Source organism: Mitsuaria sp. WAJ17 (assembly GCF_014174515.1).
Classification (GTDB): domain Bacteria; phylum Pseudomonadota; class Gammaproteobacteria; order Burkholderiales; family Burkholderiaceae_C; genus Roseateles_B.
This window is the reverse complement of the sequence record NZ_JACJUG010000008.1, coordinates 1-21,908: the sequence shown is the minus strand read 5'-3', so window position 1 is coordinate 21,908 and position 21,908 is coordinate 1. Positions and strand designations below refer to the sequence as shown.

Here is a 21,908-nt window from a genome sequence, read left to right as displayed (position 1 = left end):
GCGATGGCCAGCACCCAGCTGGAGCTCAGGACGGACCTGCTCATGGCACCCTGGGCAGCCGCGCGCTGCGCCGCGGACCCGCTGGACCGGTACCAGCAGACCTGCCTCGGCTTGCAACTGTGGTCGGATCTGCTGGATCTCTGTCTTTCCAGTGACGCTCTCATAGACGGGCAGCTCCTCTCCATGGCTTCGATCAAGGCCTCGCAGTCTGCGGCCATGAGGGCTGCGGAGGCTGCCGCAGCTGCCCTCATGGAGGACACGTCTGAAGCTGTGAAGGTGTCCGACCTTGCCGAGCCCCGCCCCCTGAGCCTGCGCCTGGCCGCGAACCTGTTCCCGCCGGCCTTGCTGGACAAGCTGGTGCATCTGCCCATGCCCGAGTGCTTGGGCTACGACCTGGCCGATCTGGACCGGATCCCGGAGGACGCCCTGGCCTGGCTGGCGCAGCGGCCCGATGACAGTCCCGTGCTCCTGCTTGGCGTGCGTACCGGCGGCCTGTACCTGGCGCCTCTCTGGCATGCCGCACTGAAACGGGCTTGCGCGAGGCCCATGACCTGGCATACCGTGCGCCCCCAGGCGGAGGGTGTCGCCTGCCTGGGGCTCGGTCCCTGCCTGGATTGGCTGCGGCGACATCCCCAGGCCCACGTGGTGATGCTGGACGACCAGCCCGACACCGGCCGGACACTGACTCGCGTCGCGAAGGCCCTGCAAGCTCCCCTTGGCTCGCTCTGGTCTGCCAGTCCCGGCAAGATCTGGCGGGCCCCACCGCCCGCGAGTCCCCCGGTCCACCGGCGATCTGCCTTGAACCCTCGCCGCGCAGGACGCCTGTGGGAATGCCTGCTGCCATCGGCCCATCCGCGGTTTCTTGAACGCCTGCAGGCCCATGGCGGGCTCGGGCCGCTCCCGCCCCAGCTGAGCCTGGCCGTTCGCTGCTCCCAGGCCGAGCAGCACTATGGGCACGGCCAGGCCTGGCTGCCCTGGGATCATCCGGCATTGGACTCGGTCGAGCGACGCCTGATCAATCCCCGCAAGACGGGACTGACGCTGACCCTGCCCGGGGGACAGGCCTGGGCCCATCTGCGCTTCATCGGCGAAGGGCTGTTCGGCAAATCCGAGTTCCAGCGGGCGCAGCAGCTGGCACCGGACCCGCAGTCCTGCTTTCTGGACGGCTACCGTGTGAGCCGGCACCATGAGGGGCTGCAAGCCCTGCGCGATGTACTGCGCGAAGCCAGCGGGCCTCGCAAGGCCCTGCTGCTGCAGGACTGTGCACGGCAGTTCAAGGCACAGGCCGAGCCGGCGCCGGTCACGCTGTCTCGGCTGCCACCTCCCGGCGGGCTGGTCCATGAAGCCGCCGACGCGCTGCAGGCTCAGCTGCAGAAGCAGTTCGGTCCGACCCTCGTCCTGGCGCCCGCGCTTCGGCAGGCGCTGTCTCGCATGCACCGGCCCCTGCCCGGGCCCCTGCAACTCTATCGCTCGGCCCTGCCCTATGCCGGCGCGCACTGGCACTGGCAATGCGACCGTGCCGGCCGGGTCCGGCGCTTTCAGCTGGAGGCCAACTGGGGAGGCCCCAGCTGGATGGCACTCGAGCTTGCAAGCTTCGCGCTGAGCCAGCAGCTGAGCGCGGCGGATGCCCAACAGCTGGCCCAACTGTGCGGACTCGATTTCGACCACCTTCGCGCCTCCCTGCCGCAGGCGCTGCATCGCCTGCTGCGCTCCCTGCTGCGCGGCGTCAGACGGGGCAGCCCCGCCGGCACGCTCGCCATGCAGCAGGAGCTGCAGTCCCTGGACAACACCACCCAACACCTGATGGAGCACTGATGGACCAACCCACCCACGTCGTCACTGGCATCTACACCGCCAAGCCACGCCTGCGCGCCACACATTCGGAAGGCGCCAAGGTCACGCTGACCGATGGCCGCCAGTACATCGACCTGATGAACGGCAAGGGCTGTGTCACCTTGGGCCATCATCATCCGGCCATCGACGAGGCCATCATCCGCCATCTGCAGGGCAAGCTGGCCTCGGCGACCTGCTGGAGCGATGCCCACGAGCAGCTGGCCGACCAGATCATCCAGGACCTGAGCCTGCCCCAGTCAAGCCTGGCCTTCTTCAGCACGGGGACCGAAGCCTGCCGCGCTGCCATGCAGGTCGCCAGAAAGGCCACCGGGAGGCGGCTGGTCCTGAGCGCGGGCTATCACGGCTGGGGACAGGATTGGGACAGCGCCACCGAGCTGCTGAGTCCCAATGCCGCCGGCGTCATCGACTTCTACTTCATTCCGGAACTGCTGGAGCGTGCGCTGACGCAGTACCGCGGCCAGGTGGCGCTGGTGATGATGTCACCGGACTATGTCCACATGAGCCCGGAGGGACTGGCCCGGCTGGCCAGCATCACGCGGGCGCATGGCGTGCTGCTGTGCTGCGATGACGTCAAGCAAGGCTATCGCTCGACAGCGGCGTCCGCCTTTCCCAAGGCAACGGGCCAGCATGCCGACCTCTACACCTTCGCCAAGGGCCTGGCCAACGGCCAGCGCCTGTCCTGCCTGGTTGGCCTGCAACCCCTGATGCGCGCAGCCAAGGAGTTCACCTACACCGCCTATTTCGACACCCTACCCATCGTGGCTTCCCTGGCGACGCTGGCCGAGATGCGTCGCGTCAACGGCTACCAGGCTCTGTCGCGCTGCGGCGCCCAGATTGCAGAGGGCATGCGCGAGATTGTGCGCCGTCGCGAACTGCCCATCGCCATCTATGGCGAGGGCCCGATGCTGCAGATCGTGGCTGCCACCGAAGCCATGGACCAGGTGGTCTACACCCACTGCGCAGCGGCCGGCCTGCTGCTGTATGAAGGCGACAACCAGACCCCCTCGCTCGCCACCGCCGAGGTGCTGGACGAGCTGCTCGAGCGATTCGACAGTGCCCTGGCCTCAGCTGCTCAGCAGCTGGGGCCGATCGGTCCGCAGCCCATCAGCGACCGTCGCCGTTTCCAGGCCGCTTTCTGCATGATGGACGGCGCCACGGATCAGGTGCCCTCGGACGCCGCGCTGCACTGGCTGGAGGAGGAGCGGTGAGTCATTCTGCGCTGTCCAGCCTGGCAGGAAGGGACGTGCTGCTGCTCTCCCCCCACGCTGACGACATCGCCTACTCGCTGGGCGGCCTTATCGCCGCCACGGCGGCGCAGACACGCTATGGCATGGTCACGGTCTTCAGCCAGAGCGCCTGGGCCCTGCCGGCCCGGCTGCGCACGCGGCCGCACCCGGAGATCTCGGCGCTGCGACGGGCCGAGGACCAGGTCTATTGCCGCCGGCACGGCATCCGGCATGAGCAGTTGGACTTCCAGGATGCCGCGCTGCTGGGTCTGGACGCACGGCAGGAGCTGTCGATGGACGTGGAGACGGACCCGCGACTGTCAGCCGTCGTCGCCGCCGTCGGCGCCTGCATTGCACGCCACCGCCCCTGGGCTGTGCTGGCTCCCTGCGCCCTGGGTGACCACATTGATCACCAGCTGGTGCGCCGGGCTGCCGAGGCACATTCACCGCAACATCTCTACTACTACGAGGACATTCCCTACGCCAGCACACGATCCCTGCTCGACGTCGAGACCCAGCTTTGCGCCCAGGGACTGGAGCCGTGGGTGACTGTACCCATCGACGAAACCGTGCAACTGAAGTGCGAAGACATGTGGCTTTACCGCACCCAGACCAGCGCACCCACGGTGGCGGAGATGCTGCTGCATGCCGAGCGGGTGCGGCCCCACGGGACACAGCGCGCGGAACGGCTGTGGCAGCGCCGTGCGGCATCGGAGCCCTTCGCATGAGCAGGGGGCAGGCGCTGAATCTGGTGATGCAACGCTATGGCACGGACTTTGACCTGCGCCACGGCGGGGGTGTCGAGCGAGCGATGTATCAGCTATCGTGCGCCCTGGATCCGCAGGAGGTCCGGCTGCACTGGTACAGCCAGTCCGAGCATCTGCGGCCGCAGGAACTGCTGGCCTTTGCCCGCAGCGTGGACGCGGACGCCGTCATCCCGCTGATCGACACACCCATGCTGCGCTTGGGCTGGCCGGTTGACCCTTGGCTGCGTCAACGCCTGATCCGGGTGTGGCACGACTACAGCACACTGCGGCGCGATGAGGCATCCCCTGCCCCCTGTCCCCTGCACGCCGCCGCCGGGCGCTCGGGCCGCTGCATGCATGCGCCCACGCGCCCGGACCACTTCGCCGCTGACGTCTTCTTCCGCGACGAACCTCTGACCTGGTGCTTCCCGCGGCGTCGCCACATTCCCTGGGCCATGGACCACCTTCCCCGCATCGACTACCGGGACCCGCACGGCCCTGTGCTTCTGCTGGCAGGCAAGAGCCCCTTGAGCCACACACTGCAGGTCGTACAGGCCTGCCGCGAGCTCCACCTCCCGGTCCGCTTGATCTTCTGCCGCTGGACCCGCATGGGACAGCAGGCGCTGGCCCACTTCGCCCAGGCCAGGAACCAGGCGGGCTGCGAAGTCATCACCGACTATGAGCTGCTCCACGACCACCCACGCGTCTTCGGCGGCGTTCGCGCCGCGCTGGTCCTGACGCAGTTCCACGAGACCTTCAACTTTCTGGCCGCTGAATGCGTCCATTTTGGTGTGCCCGTGGTGGCCTACGCAGCCTCGGGCGCCACGCGGGTCTTTGCGTCCGCCATCGTTCCTGGGCCGCAGCAGCTCGCAGACTGGCTGCGCTCGGACTCGCTGCAGGCGCTGCCGCCGCGGAAGCTGCCCCCCTGGGGCTGGGCCGATGTGGCCCAGGCCTACACCGGCCTGGTCCGCGAAGTCGCGGCACATGCGCGCCAGGCCCCTGCCCCGGCCGAAGCGGCCGGACTGAACTCCTGCTGATGAAGGAAGCATCGATGAACAAGCCTTTGGCCTTGCTGGGCGGAACGCCCTTGTGCCAGCAGTCCTGGCCTCAGTGGCCGCAATCCTCAGCCACCACGCGCCGCCATCTGGACGCGGTGCTGGACAGCCATCGCTGGTCCATCAGCGGCCAGTACCGCGGCGAGCCCTCCTGGGAGGAGCGCTTCGGCAAGGCCTTTGCTCAGTACACCGGGGCTGGGCACTGCGTGCCCGCGTCCACGGGCACGGCCAGCCTGACCATGGCCCTGGAGGCCTGCGGCGTGGGAGCCCATGACGAGGTCATCGTCCCCGGCGTCAGCTGGGTGGCCTCTGCATCTGCCGTTCTCGGCATCAATGCCATCCCCGTTCTGGTCGATGTCGACCCCCATACCGGATGCCTGGACCCGGCCCGGGTCGAGCAGGCCCTCTCGCCAAGAACCCGCGCCATCACCGTCGTGCATCTGGGGTCGGCCGTGGCAGAGCTGGAGCAGCTGTGCCGGATCGCGAGCGCCCGGGGCATCCCGCTGATCGAGGACTGCGCCCAGGCCCATGGTGCGCGCTATGCCGGCCGCCACGTCGGGACCTTCGGTGCCGCCGGCACCTTCTCCATGCAGCACAGCAAGCTGCTGACCAGCGGCGAAGGCGGCGCCGTGATCACCGACAACGCGAGCCTGGCACGTCGACTGGCCCATCTCCGCGCCGACGGCCGGATCCTGGCCGAGACCGCTCCGTCAATCGATGAAATGGAGTTGGTGGAAACCGCCGAACTCATGGGCAGCAACTACTGCCTCTCCGAGTTCCACGCCGCCATCCTGATGGCTCAGCTGGAGTTGCTGGACCAGCAACTGGCAGTGCGGCGGACCAACGCGCATCGCCTGGACGGCTTGCTGCGGTCGCTGGGCTTCTTCCCGCAGGAAACCTCGGCCGGCACCACGGCGCGGGCGCACTACACCTACGTCGTCAGGCTGCCCGAGTACCTTCTGGAGCGTGCACCCATCGCCCGCCTTGGCGCGGCCCTCGGAGCCGAACTCGGTCTGCCCTGCAAGACCATGTATGCCTCACTGAACAGGAACCGCCTGTACCAGCCCGCATCCAGACCCCGCTTCGATCTGGGCCGGGAGTTCGCCGACGCCGTCCGCCCCGAGCGCTACGCCCTGCCAGCCGCCGAGGCCTTCTCCGCCGCCACGCTGGCGCTCCCGCACCGCATGCTGCTGGCGGATGCGCAGGCCATTGAACAGGTGGCCGCGGCCTTCGAGAAGGTGGCGGCGAACGCCCACCACCTGTGTGATTGAACAGAGCCGACATGTCAGTGCATCGCTTCACCCTCATCCGCCATGCCCAGGCCGCCTGCAACGTACTTGCGCCTGATTCGCCCTGGACTCCAGCGCTGGATGACTGCGCGCTCACGCCACTGGGTCAGCAGCAGGCCAACAGCCTGGCTGCGCATTGGCCCACCGAGCTCTACGCGCCGAAGCTGTATGTCAGCCCCATGCGCAGAGCCCGGGAAACCGCAGCACCACTCGCCCGGCAGGGCGGGATGCCCCTGGTCCTGGACGAACGGCTGGCCGAGGTCACTCTGCAGGGCGACGTCACGCGACCGCTGTGGCAGCAAGATTGGGATGACATCCTCGAACAGCGCATCCGCCAGCCAGACGAGTCCCCCCTGAGTGGCGTGGAGTCCCTGCGTGCCCAGTTCCTGCGCGCCCAGGGCTTTCTGAAGGAACGGCTGGCCGCTGGCGGTGGCCACCACATGATCGTCTCGCACGCTCAGACACTGGAGCTGCTGATCCTGAGCCTGCTGGGCCTGGCGCTCGAGGACCTGCAGCGCTTCCGATTCCGCCTGAGCAACACCGGTGTTCACATGATCGAGTGCCAGACCGATGGCAGCGCGCCTCGCCTGATGCTGGTGAACTCTCTGGCCCATTTGAATCGCCTGGTCTAGGACCCGGCTCGGAGTCACAAATGATTGAAGTGCTTGGGCTGCAAAAGCGCTACCTGGTACATCAGCGTGGGCAGGACCTGCGCTCCGTTCTTCGCTCGCTCTTTCACCGGCCCACCGAGGAGGTGCACGCCCTGCGCGACATCTCCTTCCGCATCGAGGCCGGCGAGCGCGTGGGCTTTCTGGGCCCCAACGGCGCGGGCAAGACCACGCTCATGAAAATCCTCTGCGGCCTGCTGCATCCGTCGGCCGGCAGCGCCCGCGTGGATGGCTTCACGCCCTATGAGCGCCACCCGCAATACCTCCAGCGCATCACCATGCTGATGGGTGGCAAGAGCCAGCTGATCTGGGACCTGCCACCGGCGGACAGTTTCGAGATGGTCCAGGCCCTCTACCGGATGCCGGGACAGGCTTTCCGCGCTTCCCGCGACGAGTTGGTGGAACTGCTGCACCTCGCGCCGCTGCTCCACAAGCCCACCCGGCAGCTGTCGCTGGGCGAGCGCATGCGCTGCGAGTTCGCCGCAGCACTGCTGCACCGCCCACGGGTGCTGTTCCTGGACGAACCCACCATCGGCCTGGACGCGGCGATGCAAGCCGCCGTCAGGGACTTCGTCCTGGCCTACAACCGCAAGCACGAAGCCACCGTGCTGCTGACTTCGCACTACATGCAGGACGTTGCCGCCATCTGCCCGCGGGTGCTGCTGATCAACCAGGGCGCGGCCGTCTATGACGGGGACCTCCGCGACTTCGTCACCTCGATCAAGCCTGAGAAGGTCGTCAGCCTGCGCTGGTTTGGCCCGCCTCCGGCCAACGGCTTGCTGCAGTCCTTGGGCCTGACCTGGTCCGAGGACGGCACGGTGAGCGGCCGTATCCCCAGTGAACGGGTGCCGGACACGGTGCGCCGCATGTTGTCCATGCATGAGGCCGCGGACCTCAAGGTCGAGGATCCATCGCTGGACGATGTGCTGCGAGAAGCCTATGGCCAGGGCCAGGATCGGGCGGCCGCATGATGCTCACCCTGGCCCGCATACGCTTCGCCGAGGTCATTGCCTGGCGGGCCGAGTTCCTGCTCTGGCTGATGACGCTGACCATGCCCTTGATCATGCTGGTGTTCTGGCGGGCCGTGACGAGGGACGGCGCCTTCGCTGGCTACACCAGCCAGGACATCACAGCCTACTTCCTGGCCGTGCTGGCCGTCGCCCTGCTCACCGAATGCAATCTGGTCTGGAACCTCAATGAGGACCTGCGCACCGGCGGCCTGTCCTTCTGGCTCATCAAGCCGGCACACCCCCTGAGCACCTATCTCTCCATCACCCTGGCGGAACTCCCGGCGCGAGTTCTGGTGGCCCTGCCGGTGATCGGGCTGGCCCTGCATGCCGGAGGGGCTGCCGAGCCGGTCGGCGGTCGCCTGCTGCTGTTCCTGCTGTCCTTGCCAATGGCCCTGGGCATCAACCAGGCCGTGCAGATCATGGTCGGCAGCCTGGGCTTCTGGATGGACCGGTCCATCACCCTGTTCAAGCTCTACGAGCACGTCGGCAGCCTGCTGTCCGGCTACATGATCCCGTTGGCCTTCCTACCCGCCGGCGTGCGAGGCGTCGCCGACTGGCTGCCCTATCGCTTCGTCATTTCACTGCCCGTGGAGCTGCTGCTAGGCCAGCATGACGGCACGACGGCCCTGCGCCTGCTGCTGGTGCAGGCGGCCATGCTGGTCGTGCTGAACTTGATGGCCATGAAGGTCTGGGCCCTGGGCGTGCGCCGCTACACCGCGTTTGGCTGATGACACACCCTCTCCACCTCCTCAAGGCCGTCACCTCGCTCGGGCTCAGGCGTGCCGTTCAGTACCGCACGGACTTCCTCCTGGAGGGAGCCGCCACCTTGCTGGTGCTCAGCCTCCAACTGATTCCTGTTGAAGTGCTCTTCGGACAGCGGCAGGAGATCGCGGGCTGGTCCCACGGCAGCATGCTGGTCCTGCTCGGCTGGTACATGGTGATGCGAAGCATCCTGGACGGCATCATCACCCCCAGCCTCGCCCAGACCATCGCCGGCATCCGCACCGGCAACTTCGACTATGTGCTGCTCAAGCCCGTTGATCCCATGGTGCTGAGCTCCGTCAGCCACATCCGCCCCTGGCAGATCCTGCACACGCTGGCGGGCCTGGGCATCGCCGGCCGCGGCTTGCTGGTGCTGGACCAGATACCCACGGCAGGCGCCATGCTGGCGGCCGTGCTGATGTCCGTGGCTGCCCTGCTTACCGTCTATGCCCTGTTCATTCTTTGCGTGGCGGGCTCCTTCGTCGTGGTCAGGATCCAGAACATCATGAACGTGCTGGCCTCTTTGCTGGATTTCGCACGCTGGCCTGCGCAGGTCTTCGAGGGGCTCTGGCGACTGGTGTTCACCTTCGTCCTGCCTGTCGCCGTGATCAGCACCTACCCGGCCATGGCCCTGCTGGGACAGTTGACGGCGCAGCAGGCGCTGACCAGCCTGGCCGTCGCCTCGGGCTTCCTGAGCCTGGCGCGCTGGGCCTGGCAGCGCTCACTGGCCCGCTACCGATCCGCCTCCAGCTGAGGACCCAGCCGCCGGCTGCCGCCTCGCCGTTCCCATGCCCATATCACTTGCATGAGTCGCCTCTTCGCCACCCTCGTCCTCCCTGCCCTGCTGAGCCTGTGCGACCCAGCCTCAGCAGCCCGGAGCACCGAGCCTCAAACGGCTCCATCCCCCGGTCTTGCACATCGCGCGCTCAGTATCAGCAAGACCCAAGCCCCTCGCATCGACGGGGATCTCTCGGATCCGGTGTGGCGGGATGCGCCCATCCATGACAGTTTCCAGCAGTTGCAGCCGCGTGATCGCGTGCCAGCGCGCTGGCGCACCACAGTACAGATCCTGGTGGACGAAGACGCGCTGATCTTTGGCATCCGCGCCTTCGACCCGATGCCAAAGGACATCCGCGCCCCGCTGGTCCGCCGCGATCTGGTAGGTCGCAGTCAGGATCATGTCGCCGTCTACATCGACGCCGTCGGCCGCCGGCAATCCGCGCAGTACGTCCGCGTCAGTGCCAGTGGCGTCATTGCCGACGGCATCTACAACGCCCAGGACAATACCGAGAACTACGCACCCGACTTCGACGTCCAGGCAGCGTCGCGGATCACCGAGGACGGCTACAGCGTCGAGCTGCGCGTGCCCCTGGCTGAACTGCGCTATCCGAGGAGCTCCGCCCTGCCTTGGCGCGTCATGGTGGTGCGCAGCGTGCCACGCAGCGAAAGCGCTCTGTGGACCAGCGTCCCCGCCACGCTGGACGACTTGAATCTGCTGACCGAGCTGGCCCCCATCGAAGGGCTGTCCGAACGCATGGAACGCATCGGCGACCAGAGCTTTCTGCGCGTCCGGCCCGAGCTGACGCTGCGCAGCACGCGGACCCAGCAGGATGGCACCAGCCGCTCGGAGCGGGCCGCCGACCTGGGCCTTTCCGTGAAATGGCGGCCCCGCGCCGACTGGGTGGTCGATGCCACCCTCAATCCCGACTTCTCCCAGGTGGAACTGGATCAACCCCAGCTGTCCAGCAATGTGCGCTATGCGCTGTACCAGGCGGAGAAGCGCCCTTTCTTCCTCGAGAGCATGGACGTCACGGGCCAAGGGCTGGGCAATGACGACGGCGCAGCCCGCGGTCTCGCGGGCTTCTACTCGCGCGCCATCGCCAACCCGCGCTGGGGGCTGCGCGCGACCTGGCGCGGCCCCAGCAGCGAGGCCACCGCCTTCGGCTTGCGTGACAAGGGAGGCGGCCTGGTGCTGCGGGCCAACGCCTACGGCACCGATGAGGCACAAGTACTGACGGCCTCAGAGGCCTACTTCATCCGCGGCCGGACACAGCTGAACAGCCTGGGCCTGGCCGGACTCGCGTCTGCCCGCGACTATGGGCAGGGACGTCACAACGTCGTGGGCGGCGCCAGCATCGAGCGTGAGGCCGAGAACGGCTGGCAGTGGCGCGTACTGGGCCTGCTTTCTTCCACCACCGCTGCGTTGGACGATGGGGGCCGCCTGGTCCAGGAGAAAGCGCAACACGGGCACTACGTCTGGCTGGACCTCCGCCATCGCAGCGAAGCCTGGGCCTCGCGCCTGCACCTGGAAGAGATCAGCCCACGCTTTGCCAATGACAACGGCTTCATCAACCAGAGCGGCATACGGCGCCTGTCGTACGAGCTGAATCAACGTGATGGCCCCAAGCCCCTGGGCCTGTTCGAGGCCGACGAGTTCGAGTGGCAGCTGCTGCTCCAGGAAACGCACGCCCTGCGCGACGAGCACCACGGAATTCCTGGCGGCGAGGTGGTCGATCGCACCGTGGCGCCTGGCGTGTGGTTCAGCGGCCCGCGCAACCTGGACGCCTGGGTGCACTACAACACCCGCCACCTGCGCACACAGGGCGGTGGCCGATCTCATGCCGAGCACAACTTCAACCTGGGCTTCGGCATTACGCCAGGCGCCCGCTTCAGCAGCCTCAAGATGGAGTTCGACTTGGGCCGCATGCTGGATGTCGACGCCGAGCGCGTCGTGCCGGGCATCAATGGCCGTATCGAGGCCCAGTTCCGCTACATCCGGGCGGGCGCCTGGTCCCTGGAATGGAGCCCCTTGCTGAAATGGACCCAGCTGCAGCACCCGGCCGGCGGCCGTTCGCTGGACGAGCAGGCCCTGCGTTCCCTGACCGTGCTGCAACTCTCGGCCGAGGACAGCCTGAAATGGATCGCGCAGCGCTACCGCGCCGTCCGGGCCGAAGAAGCGGACGGCCCCGCAGCCTCGCTGCGCAGCAGCACCGTGCACTCGCTGGTCTACCAGCGGCGGACCGCCCAGGGCAGCCTGCTGGCTCTCGGCTTCACGAACACCCGCAGTCCCAGTGCAGGCACCCGGCAGACCGAATGGTTTCTGAAGTATGCCCAGGACCTGTGGCGCTGAGCACGGGGGGGGGGCGCGTCGCCCCCTCGCGTCCGTCTTGCCAAGCGCTGGAGGAGCCCTGTTTCGTTCCGAGCGGCCCATGATCGGCCCGTTCGACGCCACGGCGCTGCCTGCGTCCATTGGACGCAGGCAGCGCCACCACTGACCCAAGCCCACAGAAAGGCCCCCGCATGCATGTCACCCTGATCAATCCCGGCGTCGCTTCCGGCGCACGGCTGATGCGCTCCTACTCGGGTGGTTACGGTGATCTGGTCGAGGAGACGGACACCGACCAGATCGTTTTCCCCCCGCTGGAACTGCTGCGCATGGCGACCGTGCTGCGCGCCCAGGGCTTTGAGATTGCCCTGCTGGACCTCCAGGTCAAGCCTGACCAGGCCCTGCCCGATCGCAGCGATGTGGTGGTGAGCACACTGTCGATGCCCACTCTGGACGAGGACTGCGCCAGCGCCGCTGCCTTCAAGAGCCGGCTGGGCGCCACCCGGCTGCTCGTGCTCACCTCCATCGCCGACCAGGCCGTCCTGGATGAAATCCAGGCCCGGTCGGGTGCCGACACGGTCTTCGGGCCTCGTCAGATCGAGCAGGCCGCGAGCCTCTGCAGCGGCACGGAGATGCCGGCACCCGCCGCCTACATTGCTCCTGATCGCTCGCTGATCGACAACACCTGCTACAGCTTCAGCCCCATGACCGACATGGACCCCGGACTGGGTCTGGTCACGGCAGCCAATGCCAGCTACGGCTGTCCCTACCCCTGTGGCTACTACTGCCCCTACCCCGCCGCCGAAGGCACCAAGTTCCGACCGGTGCCGCTGGAGACACTGCTGGACGAGTTGAAGTCCATTGCCGCACTCGGCATTGGGGGCGTGGTCTTCCGTGACCCGACCTTCTCCCTGGACATGGCAAGAACCGCCGAGCTCTGTGATCGCATGGTCGCAGAGGGCATCCGCCTCGCCTGGTGGTGCGAGACTCGGCTGGACCGGCTGGACCAGGAACTTTTGACCAAGATGGCAGAGGCCGGCTGCCGGGGCATCGAGATCGGCGTGGAAAGCGGCGACCCGCAAAGCCAGGCAGCGAACACCCGCAAGAAGCTAGACCTCCAGCGCCTGGTGGACATCCGCGCCTTCGCCAATGCGCTGGGCATCAAGATGCAGTTCCTCTTCATCGTCGGCCTGCCCGGCGACACGCGCCAGAACATCATCAACACCTACCGCTTCATCATCGACTGCGGACTGGGCACCAGCGAGTTCAACCTCTCGACCATCACGCCCTACCCTGGCACCCCCTTTTACCAGGATGCCCTGGATCGTGGCTGGTTCGAATTCAAGCCCAGCCGCATGACCGGCTACCAAGCCAATTCGCGAACCGATACCTTGAGCCTGGACGAGATTGCAACGGCCGTGGACCTGGGCGAGACGCTGCGCGCCAGACTGGACGCCCAGGTTGACGCCGCCGAGATCGGGGCCCTGCTGGAGCGCATGGAGGCCTGGGCCAAGGACGCTCCTGCGAGTCGCATGCCCGCCGTGAGGGTGGAGGCATGATGGTCCAGACCACAGCGCGCCCCCTCACCCTCATCACCGGAGCCAATCGCGGCCTGGGCCATCATCTGGCCCGATTGCTGGCCGCGGCAGGTTCGGACCTGCTGCTGGTGTGCCGCCGCCCCCTGAGCCCCGATCAACGCGCCGCCCTGCAGGGTGGAGGCCAGGCGGTCGTCGAGCTGGCCTGTGATCTCCGGGATCCGCAGGCACTGGCCGCGGGCCTGCGCCCGCTGCTGGAAGCGCGGCCACTGCACTGCGCCATCAACAATGCTGGCGTGTTCTCGCAGCAGGAGGAACTGGGCCTGTCCGGCCTGGCCATCGGGGACATCATCGACATGACCAGCGTGAATGCCACGGCGCCCGCCGTGATCAGCGCCCTGGTCCAGGACAAGCTGCAGCCAGGCGGCGTGCTGGTGAACGTTCTGTCCGACATGGCTTTCCCCCAGACCTGGAATGGCAGCTACCCGCTCTACTGTGCGACCAAGGCCTTCCTGTGGGCGCTGACCGTGAACAGTGCCACTGCGCTAGAGGCGCGGGGCGCCAAGGTCATCGGACTGGATCCAGGCTGGATGAAGACGGACATGGGGGGGGATGAAGCGCCCGACGATCCTGTCGAGGTGGCCAGAGGCTTGCTGTCCCTGCTGGCGGCACCCCAGCGCCTGGACAACGGACGCGTCTATGGCCTGTCCGACTTCGCCGAAGCCTCCGCCATGGCCGCCGAGGCCTGATGGTGCGCCCCGGCCTGCCGCACGGTGGGCCGGTTCTCAGCCGAGTTCGGCCTCGCGAAGAAAGGAGCGCCGGTCATCGGTTTGATCGGCATTGCGCATGAGCTCCGCGCCCAAGATGCGACCCGGCTCCGCTCGCCCCAGGACCGTCATCGGATCCTCGAAACCATTCACATAGCCCAGAGCAAAGGCGCCGCACTGGTAGCCCATCAGCCGCAGCAAGTCCTCGGGCAGGGTGCGGGCAACTTCCAATGGGCAGGACAGGAACTGGTTCTCTTCCTGACGCACCCAGCCCACCGCGTAGGTCAGGTTGATCGCGCTGCGGACTTGGTCCGACCGATTCTCCCCTCCCCCGTGGTAGACCTTGCCGTCGTAGACAAGCACCGAACCCTTCTCCATTTCGGCTGGCAGGCTGTCGGCGATCTCGAGCTCCAGGCTCCGGCCCAGGCGATGACTACCGGGGACCACCCGGGTCGCGCCCATCGCCTCCGTGTATTCGGTCATCGCCCAAAGGGTGTTGCACTGCACGTGATAGTCCTGTGGCCAAGGGTACATGTCCCAGGCCACTTCGTCCTGGTGCAGGGTCTGGGCGCGCGCCCCTGGGTGTACTGCCACGACCTGCGTGCAATGCAACTGGATAGTCGTCGCGTGGGCCAGGAATCGTCGGCTGGTCTCCAGGATGGTTGGATGCATCACCAGATCGCGGACGCCCTGTGAACGCGCCACCAGGCCTCCTGTGCGCTTGGTGCGCCGGCCCAGGATGCCGTCCGGGCCGAAGGGCGTTCGGTCCATGAAAGGCGCCAGCTCGCCGGCAATCCCGTCCATATGGTCCGGAGACACCAGGCGGTCGATGATGGCATAGCCGTGTTCCTGCAAGCAGGCCAGGACTTCTTCCGGCCGGACATCACTGGGTAGGTGGATCAAGGACATGGCGACAAGGGTCTGCTGAAGTGAACGATGACGGCGGAGTCCAAGCGCTCAAGCGGCATGGGCAGGCTCGGGCCTGCAGGCCCGGCGGTACAGCTGCAGGGTTCGCTCGGCCAGGACATCAGGCGAGAAGCGCCCCAGCACATGGGATCTCAGGCGATCGGCCTGCAGATCCTCGCGGTGCCGGCCGGCAAGCACCTCCTGAACGCGCTGTATCAAGGCCTGGGTATCCTGCGGAGGCACCAGAAGGCCTGGCGTGACGGCACCGAGGATCTCCCGCAAGCCCCCCACTGCAAATGCCACCACGGGCACGCCAGTGGCCAAGGCCTCGATGCTGGCGCCGCCAAATTCCTCGTACACCGAAGGCATCACCAGCAGGCGGCAGGCCGCCATGGCCTGCGGCACCTCGTCGTTGGGGATAAAGCCGGTGATAGTGACGTTGTCAGCCACGCCGGCGTCTACCAATGCCTGCTGCAGGCGGTCGCGCTGCGGACCGTCGCCGACCACCAGGAGGTGGTAGCCCTGCGCCTGCAAGGCCGCGGCCAGGGGTGCCAGGTGCGTCCAGCCCTTTTCCTTGGCCAGGCGTCCCACAAAGCCCACCACCCGCTCCGGCAGCCGATGGCGTTGCCTGAAGTCCCTGACGGCGGCTTCCGGCGGCGGCGCGAACTGCTGGGTATCCACCACGTCGGGCATCACCTCCACACGCTCACTCCATTGCGACAGCACTGCGGCGGTGGTCTGGGTAAGTGCCATCACCCGCTCTGCCTGCGCCACCACCCGGCGTTCCAGCCAGCGGGCCACGCCGTGCTGGATGCGATCCAACCAGCCATGAGGCGCGTACACCGCCAATCGCGAGCAGTGCACGGTGACCAGCAGGGGCCGCCGCAGCAGGCGCGGCGCCAGCCAGGCCACCAGAAGGGCGGGAATCTGCCCATCGAAGTGGGCATGGATCAGATCCCAAGTGTGCTGCCGTCTTTGCCGCCACAGGCGGAGCAGGGTGGCCACGGCCCAGGCTTCGGTGAGTCCCACCAGGCCGCTGAACTCCGATCGGATATGCGGAATTGGCGCCAACTGGCGCTCCACCCACAGATTGGTCTGGAGGCAGCGCCGCCTCGGCAAGCCTGGAAAGCCGATGGTCATCACATCCTGGTGCACGCCGCGCTCGGCCAACTGCGCCGCCTGCCGCCAGGTCTGGATCTGCATGCCACCCACGGCATCGAAGGAGGCCGGCCAGGCCTTGACATCCGGGTGATGGAAAAACGGCGTGAGCTTGAGCACCCTCATGCCGACGCCTCTGAATGCCGGGCAGGGACCGCGGGGGGCGTCATGGGCGGCGTCGTGATCGATGACCCATCCTGGCCATGCAGGCCTTGTGCACGACGGCCGGAAATGCTGAATGCCCCGACCGCGCAACGGCCCGCGCTGCCGCCGCAGGCCTGCAAACCCAACAGCCGTGCGATGTCGGACAGGAATTCCGCGGCCATGAGCGGCTGGCGCGGCTGGAACACGCCCAGCCGGCTTACGCCCTGAAGCTGAAGCTGGGCCACCCACCGCAGACAGGGGTAGGCCCAAAGGACCCGATCCACCTCGGGGGCAGGCTTCCTGAGCTCGTTCGCATAGGCTGCCAGTTCGGAGGCAGGGATGTCGATGTCGGTCAAGGTCACCGCCCGGCCCGGATCCGCCATGTCGGCAAGCAAGGCCTTCGGGTCTGACAGCGCCAGCAAGGGCCGCACATCCTCTTGCGCCCGGGCATGCAGCAGCAGGCGGCCCACGCCACCCGCCGAGGCAGGCAGGGCATGGAGCGCCGCAAAGCCCAGGCGCAGCCGCTTCCAATCCCGCCTCTGCAAGGCACAGAGATCGGCCTGCGCCGGCGTCAGGCTCACCGAGACATGGCGGAACTGCGAGTCCTCGTCCAGCTGCCGCAGGCAATCGAGCGCCTGCTGCAGGGTGGTCTCTGCCGGCCAGCGCAAATCCAGATCCGCTCCGGCGCTGTACTGCCTGGGCGCCAGCTCAGGGAAGAATGCGTCAAGGAAGAGGTGGTACTCCGTGCCTTCGTCGGTGCCATGGATCAGGTTGCGTACCTTGCTCGGCACGCCGAAGTGGCGACGGATGGCACATTTGCAGTCGTAGAAGGCTTCCGCCCCCCCGCCACCTTGCAGCAGGTGCAGGGAGACGGGTCGTGAACACAGATGCTGCACATAGGCCGGCAATGGATGGAGGAAAAGCCTGCGGACACGGGCTTCGTCCAGTTGCACCACGCGCCGCAGCGACTCCTGGAAGCCCGCATCTCGGACGGCCGCCAGGACTTCGTTAGCCAGACCGCGCTCCTGGGCATCCGGTTTGAGCATGGCGATGACAGGCTCATCCATGGCAGGGGCTTGCATGGGCAGGCTCAGTCCGTGGCATCGCCGCCTGCACCATGCACGCGCTGGAACAGGTCTTGCGCCAGAGCGTCAATCCGGACGACACGCTGCCCCGAGCTCAGCAGGCCGGTACTCACGTCCAGAAAGGCTTCCAGGCGGCTGATGATTTGCTCCCAGTCGCGGGTATCCACCTCCACCTCGTCCATCGCGAGGATGTCCTGCATCTCCTCACCGGTGACGGTGCAGAGGGTTTGGACGATGAGCTGGCGTATGAATTGGCGGCTCAGCTGCATGAGGCAGTCCCTTGCGCGGCGGCAGCGGTCTGGAGGGCATTGGCGCTATGCGCCGTGGCGGGGGCGCGGGCCAGGCCACGTGCGATGCGCAGAGCGTTGGCCTGGATGGTGAGCGTCGGGTTGAGTCCACCGGGATAGGGCATGTAGCTGCCGTCCACCACGTGGACATTCTCGACCGAGTGAACGCGACCATCGCGATCGACCACCGAGCTTGTGGGATCGGTGCCTGCGCGGCAGGTGCCATGCAGATGCGTGCTGCCCATGACGTACTGCGAGGGTTCTCGCTGGATGGCATCCGCCCCGGCCGCCCGCAGCCACTCTGCGGAACGATCGCACATGTACTCCAGCCGGGCGGCATCGCGGGCATCGGTTCGGTAATCGATCATCAAGCGCGGCAGTCCCCACCGATCCCGCTCGCTGGACAGCCTGACCCGGTTTGCCGCCGAAGGATGGTCCGCAAGGATGGTCTCGACCCGCAGCAGCAAGCCAGGCACCTCCATGGGCTGCCATTCGTCGTGCTTGGTCTCGTAGATGAGCCCGCCAACCCCGGTGGGACAGCGTTCGTCAAGGTAGTGATCCAGCACGCTGACGCCGGAGAAGGGGCCGCGATAGCCGATGGGGTGGCGCTGCACGGCCTCCGGGTCCATGGCGACCACGCCCTGGGTGTACTCGCTCAGCTTCATGCACAGGCCGCGCCCCACCATGTCATGTTCGTTGCCGATGCCCCGGGGCGCATGGCTGGTCTGGGAGCGCAGGAGCAGGGCCGCCGTCTGGATGGCGTTGCAGGCCAGGACGAAGAGACGCCCGCGGATCACCCGTGTGGTGCCGCTGCTCAGGTCCAGGCATTGCACAGCGCTGACTTTCCGCGCCGACTCCTGCTGCAGCGAGAGTGCCTTGACCCCGGTCAGGAGGGTCAGATGCGGCGACTCGGCCAAAGGCTTGAGCACCGCCTGGACCACATCGCGCTTGGCCCCACGGTCGCACTGCGCCGAGATGCATAGCGAGCAATGGTCGCAGCGCTGGCGGTCGATCGCCAAGGGCGTTGCCAGCGGATGATGGCCCAGTCGCTGCGCGGCCTGCCACAGGTGCTCAGCCGGGAGGCCAAGCGAGGCCGGCCTGTCCTTGGCGCCAGCAGGTGAAGGCTTGTTAACGTGCAGTAGCGCCTCGATCTCGTCATAACTGGCGGCGAGGTCCGCTCCAGTGATGGGCCAATGCACATGCAGGCCCTCAGCCGTGATCCTGGCGCGAGGGTCGAAATCGAAGTCGGTGTAGCGGAACGAAGCTCCCCCATAGAACACCGTGCCGCCGCCGAGATTGCGGGTGCTCCAAGGCCAGCCCCGGGTCGACCACCCAAGCTCGCCATTGCCGGCCAGCGCTCGCTCTGCGTCGGCATCGACCAGGGCGTTCGCCGCATCGGGACGCAACCAGCCACCTTCCTCAAGGACCAGGGTCCTCAGTCCAGCGCGTACGAACTCGGAGGCCGCGATCGCGCCGCTGGCACCGCTGCCCACGACGACCACGTCGTAGCTGTCATACAAGGCATCTGGCCCGGCGAGACCATGGACATGCGAGGTCCCCAGGGCTTGCCTACGGATGAAACCAGGCACCGGAAATTTCATCGTTGTGTCACCTGTCGGGAGATTGAGGGCACGCGCCCCAGTGCCGGCGCGAGGCAGTCACCAGCCGTTCACCGCTGGCCGCTGTACCGGGACGATTCACGAAGAAGCTGCGCACTATACGGCAGGCGTGCATCACTTCTAGGCGTTATCAAACGCTCTGCGCCCTGTCAAAGTTTGCAGTTGCACCGATCCAGAAGTCCTATATTGCAAGAAGCTGCCGAGCCATGGAGCCGGGGAGCACGCGGCACCAGCCAGGACATGACCGCCTTCAAGAGCCCGCCCCGATGCTCGGCTGGGCCATGTGGCGCCACCCCGAAGGGACAAGCCATGACCCCCGCGAGCCCGGCCGGGCCTGAGGAGCCTCCCATCGCAGGCGAGCCGATCGGGCGTGGGCGACATGCGCCCCTGGGTAGATGCGGAGCAGCGACCACACGCAGGCCAGGGACAATGCCGCATCGCCCCACATCCCCGGGGCGCCCAGAGCATCACCGCATGTCCGCCTTCTCCCCGCACCGGGCCTCGCACCCAGCCGTCTACTTCGTCCTCTTCGCCCCCTTCAGCGCCCTCAGCGGCTACCTGGCCATCGCCGCCGCCTATGCGCTGGCCCAGGCCAAGGTCCCTGCCGAGGCCATCGCGGGGCTGCTGGCGGTGACCTTCATGCCCCACGCGGCCAAGTTCCTCTGGGCGCCCGTCGTGGACCTCACGCTGACGCGCAAGACCTGGTACCTGATCGGCTGCGTCGGATCGGCCGCTGGCATGTTCATCACCGGCATGACGCCCTACAAGCTCGAGTCGATTCCCTTCCTGACAGTCGTGGCCGTGACGGCAGGCATTGCGGCCAGCCTGCTGGGCATGTCGGTGGAAAGCCTCATGGCCCATACCACGCCGGACGAGGAGAAAGGCCGCGCCGCCGGCTGGATGCAGGCCGGCAACATGGCCGGCTCTAGCCTTGGCGGCGGCCTGGCGCTGTGGATGATGGAGGACCTGCATGTGTCCGCCATGCTCACCAGCAGCCTGATGGCCCTGCTGACTCTGGCCTGCGCCGCCGCCCTGCCCCTGGTCCGCGAGCCAGCGCAGGAAGGCCGCAGCGAAGGCTTCAGCCTGCTGGCAAACGCCCGTGCCGCCGGCAAGGACCTCTGGGAGGTCGCACGCTCCCGCCTTGGCCTGCTGGCCATCCTGGTGTGCTTCCTGCCCATCGGCAGCGGCGGCGCCGGGAACCTGTGGTCCGTGGTGGCGCCGGACTGGCATGCCAGTGCGGCCACCGTCGCCCTGGTGACCGGCGTGGTCAGCGGCATCGTGTCGGCCGGCGGCAGCCTGCTGGGCGGTTTCATCTGCGACCGCATGGACCGCAAGTGGGCCTACTGCCTCTTCGGCGGCCTGCAGGCTCTGTGCGCCCTGGCCATGGCGGCGGCGCCGCACAGCGAGTCCAGCTTCGTCGTCTTCACCACCCTCTACGCCCTGAGCACCGGCCTTTGCTACACCGGCTACGCCGCCGTCGTGCTGGAAGCCATCGGCAAGGGTGCGGCCGCCACCAAATACAGCCTGCTGGCCTCCCTGGCCAATATGCCGCTCAGCTGGATGACCCTGGTGGCCGGCTATTCGCAGACGCACTGGGGCAACAACGGCATGCTGCAGGCCGAGGCCGCCATTGGCGGCGCCGCGCTGGTGGTCTTCGCCCTGGCCGCCAAGGTGGCCCAGCGCCGCGCCGGGCCGGCGGCCGAGCCTGCCAGCGCCACCTGAGCCGTCTCCAAACGTTTGTCCAATTGCCAGGACATTTGTCTAGAATGTTCACATGGACAGCCCCAAGCAGCGGCTGCTCGCCCTTCTGCGCGAGCAGCCCTTCATCACCCAGGACGCCCTCGCCGCCCAGTTGGGCCTGGCGCGCTCGACCCTCACGCACCAGCTCGCCCAGCTGACCCGTGAAGGCCTGATCCTGGGCCGTGCCTATGTGCTGGCCGAGCCGCGCCAGTTGCTGTGCATAGGTGCCGCCAACCGCGACCGCAAGCTGCGCACGCAGGGGCCGGCACGTCTGGCCAGCTCCAATCCGGCTTCGCAGCTGGAGAGCGCAGGCGGGGTGGCGCGCAATATCGCCGAGAACCTCGCTCGCCTGGGCTTGCCCGTACAGTTGCTGACAGCCGTGGGCCAGGACCCCGCTGGCCAGGCCCTGCTGGCCGAGGCCGCTGCGCTGGGCATACGCACACAAGGCAGTCTGCAGCTGGCCGAGCTGCCCACGGGCAGCTACACCGCCGTGCTGGACGAGCAGGGCGAGCTCATCATCGGCCTGGCCCAGATGCAGGCCTGCGACGCCCTGGATGCCAGCTTCCTGCAGGCCACCCTGGCCCTTCGCCGAAGCGCCAGCTGGACCGTGCTGGACCTGAACCTGCCGGCCGCATCCGTCGCTAACCTGCTGGCCGAGGCCGCAGCCGGCCAACGCCGGCTCGCCGCCGTGGCCGCCTCGGTGCCCAAGATGGACCGACTGCCGCAGGACCTGCGCGGCCTGACTCTGCTGCTGCTGAACCGGGACGAGCTCGCCGCCTGCACCGGCCGGGTCCTGGACGGCGAGCCCGCGCTGGACCAGGCCTGGTCCCAGCTGCAGGCCCGCGGCCTGCAAGGCCTGGTGCTCACCCAGGGCGGCGGCGAGGTCCGCTGCGCCTGGGCGGGCCAGCCGCTTGCCCGCGTGCCGGCACCGACCGTGGCGGACATCGTCGA

The 21,908-nt window shown here is 67.5% G+C and carries 19 protein-coding genes; 14 read left to right on the top strand and 5 right to left on the bottom strand.

The genetic code is table 11. The annotated features are described in order from the left end of the window. Positions 1-3 precede the first annotated feature (3 nt). The 12 genes from H5407_RS08035 (at position 4) to H5407_RS07980 (ending at position 14,000) form a co-directional block, all read left to right on the top strand. Positions 4-1,815: a phosphoribosyltransferase gene (locus tag H5407_RS08035; protein ID WP_183103939.1), complete on the top strand. Its 1,812-nt coding sequence runs from the start codon at positions 4-6 to the stop codon at positions 1,813-1,815. After that, positions 1,815-3,062 carry an aminotransferase class III-fold pyridoxal phosphate-dependent enzyme gene (locus tag H5407_RS08030; protein WP_183103938.1) on the top strand — a complete coding sequence of 416 codons (1,248 nt, stop codon included), beginning with the start codon at positions 1,815-1,817 and terminating at the stop codon, positions 3,060-3,062. The genes H5407_RS08035 and H5407_RS08030 overlap by 1 nt, the downstream gene beginning before the upstream one ends. Further along, a complete protein-coding gene (locus H5407_RS08025; RefSeq protein WP_183103937.1) occupies positions 3,059-3,808 on the top strand; it encodes a PIG-L deacetylase family protein in 750 nt (249 codons plus the stop codon). Before H5407_RS08030 ends, H5407_RS08025 begins: the two co-directional genes overlap by 4 nt. Continuing rightward, on the top strand, positions 3,805-4,863 hold the full coding sequence (locus tag H5407_RS08020) for a hypothetical protein (protein ID WP_183103936.1): 1,059 nt from the start codon (positions 3,805-3,807) through the stop codon (positions 4,861-4,863). Before H5407_RS08025 ends, H5407_RS08020 begins: the two co-directional genes overlap by 4 nt. A gap of 14 nt (positions 4,864-4,877) precedes the next feature. Continuing rightward, positions 4,878-6,152, top strand: coding sequence for a DegT/DnrJ/EryC1/StrS family aminotransferase (locus tag H5407_RS08015; protein WP_183103935.1), 1,275 nt, complete (start codon positions 4,878-4,880; stop codon positions 6,150-6,152). Positions 6,153-6,163: 11 nt separating this feature from the next. Then, entirely contained in the window at positions 6,164-6,802 is a 639-nt protein-coding gene (locus H5407_RS08010) for a histidine phosphatase family protein (protein ID WP_183103934.1), read from the top strand. A gap of 20 nt (positions 6,803-6,822) precedes the next feature. Beyond that, positions 6,823-7,809 carry an ATP-binding cassette domain-containing protein gene (locus tag H5407_RS08005; protein WP_183103933.1) on the top strand — a complete coding sequence of 329 codons (987 nt, stop codon included), beginning with the start codon at positions 6,823-6,825 and terminating at the stop codon, positions 7,807-7,809. After that, complete coding sequence (locus tag H5407_RS08000) at positions 7,806-8,576, top strand: ABC-2 family transporter protein (RefSeq protein WP_183103932.1); 771 nt, start codon at positions 7,806-7,808, stop codon at positions 8,574-8,576. The genes H5407_RS08005 and H5407_RS08000 overlap by 4 nt, the downstream gene beginning before the upstream one ends. Further along, the gene (locus tag H5407_RS07995) at positions 8,576-9,364 is read left to right on the top strand and encodes an ABC transporter permease (protein ID WP_183103931.1); all 789 of its coding nucleotides are present in this window, start codon (positions 8,576-8,578) and stop codon (positions 9,362-9,364) included. The genes H5407_RS08000 and H5407_RS07995 overlap by 1 nt, the downstream gene beginning before the upstream one ends. A gap of 51 nt (positions 9,365-9,415) precedes the next feature. Continuing rightward, entirely contained in the window at positions 9,416-11,740 is a 2,325-nt protein-coding gene (locus H5407_RS07990) for a carbohydrate binding family 9 domain-containing protein (protein WP_183103930.1), read from the top strand. 170 nt (positions 11,741-11,910) lie between these two features. Next, positions 11,911-13,275 carry a radical SAM protein gene (locus tag H5407_RS07985; protein WP_183103929.1) on the top strand — a complete coding sequence of 455 codons (1,365 nt, stop codon included), beginning with the start codon at positions 11,911-11,913 and terminating at the stop codon, positions 13,273-13,275. Then, positions 13,272-14,000, top strand: a complete 729-nt coding sequence (locus H5407_RS07980) for an SDR family oxidoreductase (RefSeq protein WP_183103928.1) — start codon at positions 13,272-13,274, stop codon at positions 13,998-14,000. Before H5407_RS07985 ends, H5407_RS07980 begins: the two co-directional genes overlap by 4 nt. A 36-nt stretch (positions 14,001-14,036) precedes the next feature. Here the strand turns inward: H5407_RS07980 and H5407_RS07975 are convergent, their stop codons facing one another. The 5 genes from H5407_RS07975 to H5407_RS07955 are packed head-to-tail and all read right to left on the bottom strand — an operon-like array spanning position 14,037 to position 19,118. Beyond that, positions 14,037-14,927 carry a phytanoyl-CoA dioxygenase family protein gene (locus H5407_RS07975; protein ID WP_183103927.1) on the bottom strand — a complete coding sequence of 297 codons (891 nt, stop codon included), beginning with the start codon at positions 14,925-14,927 and terminating at the stop codon, positions 14,037-14,039. A 48-nt stretch (positions 14,928-14,975) separates the two neighbouring features. Beyond that, complete coding sequence (locus tag H5407_RS07970) at positions 14,976-16,208, bottom strand: glycosyltransferase (protein WP_183103926.1); 1,233 nt, start codon at positions 16,206-16,208, stop codon at positions 14,976-14,978. Beyond that, positions 16,205-17,308: a hypothetical protein gene (locus H5407_RS07965; RefSeq protein ID WP_183103925.1), complete on the bottom strand. Its 1,104-nt coding sequence runs from the start codon at positions 17,306-17,308 to the stop codon at positions 16,205-16,207. Before H5407_RS07965 ends, H5407_RS07970 begins: the two co-directional genes overlap by 4 nt. Positions 17,309-17,316: 8 nt before the next feature. Continuing rightward, positions 17,317-17,580, bottom strand: a complete 264-nt coding sequence (locus H5407_RS07960; protein ID WP_183103924.1) for a DUF6137 domain-containing protein — start codon at positions 17,578-17,580, stop codon at positions 17,317-17,319. Then, on the bottom strand, positions 17,571-19,118 hold the full coding sequence (locus H5407_RS07955; protein WP_183103923.1) for a GMC oxidoreductase: 1,548 nt from the start codon (positions 19,116-19,118) through the stop codon (positions 17,571-17,573). The genes H5407_RS07960 and H5407_RS07955 overlap by 10 nt, the downstream gene beginning before the upstream one ends. A 573-nt stretch (positions 19,119-19,691) precedes the next feature. On the opposite strand from H5407_RS07955, the gene H5407_RS07950 reads away from it, so the two are divergent. Next, positions 19,692-20,939 (top strand): MFS transporter, encoded by a 1,248-nt coding sequence (locus tag H5407_RS07950; RefSeq protein WP_183103922.1) that lies wholly within the window; start codon positions 19,692-19,694, stop codon positions 20,937-20,939. A gap of 52 nt (positions 20,940-20,991) precedes the next feature. After that, positions 20,992-21,908 (top strand): PfkB family carbohydrate kinase (locus tag H5407_RS07945; RefSeq protein ID WP_183103921.1); only part of this gene is annotated, 917 nt, incomplete at its 3' end.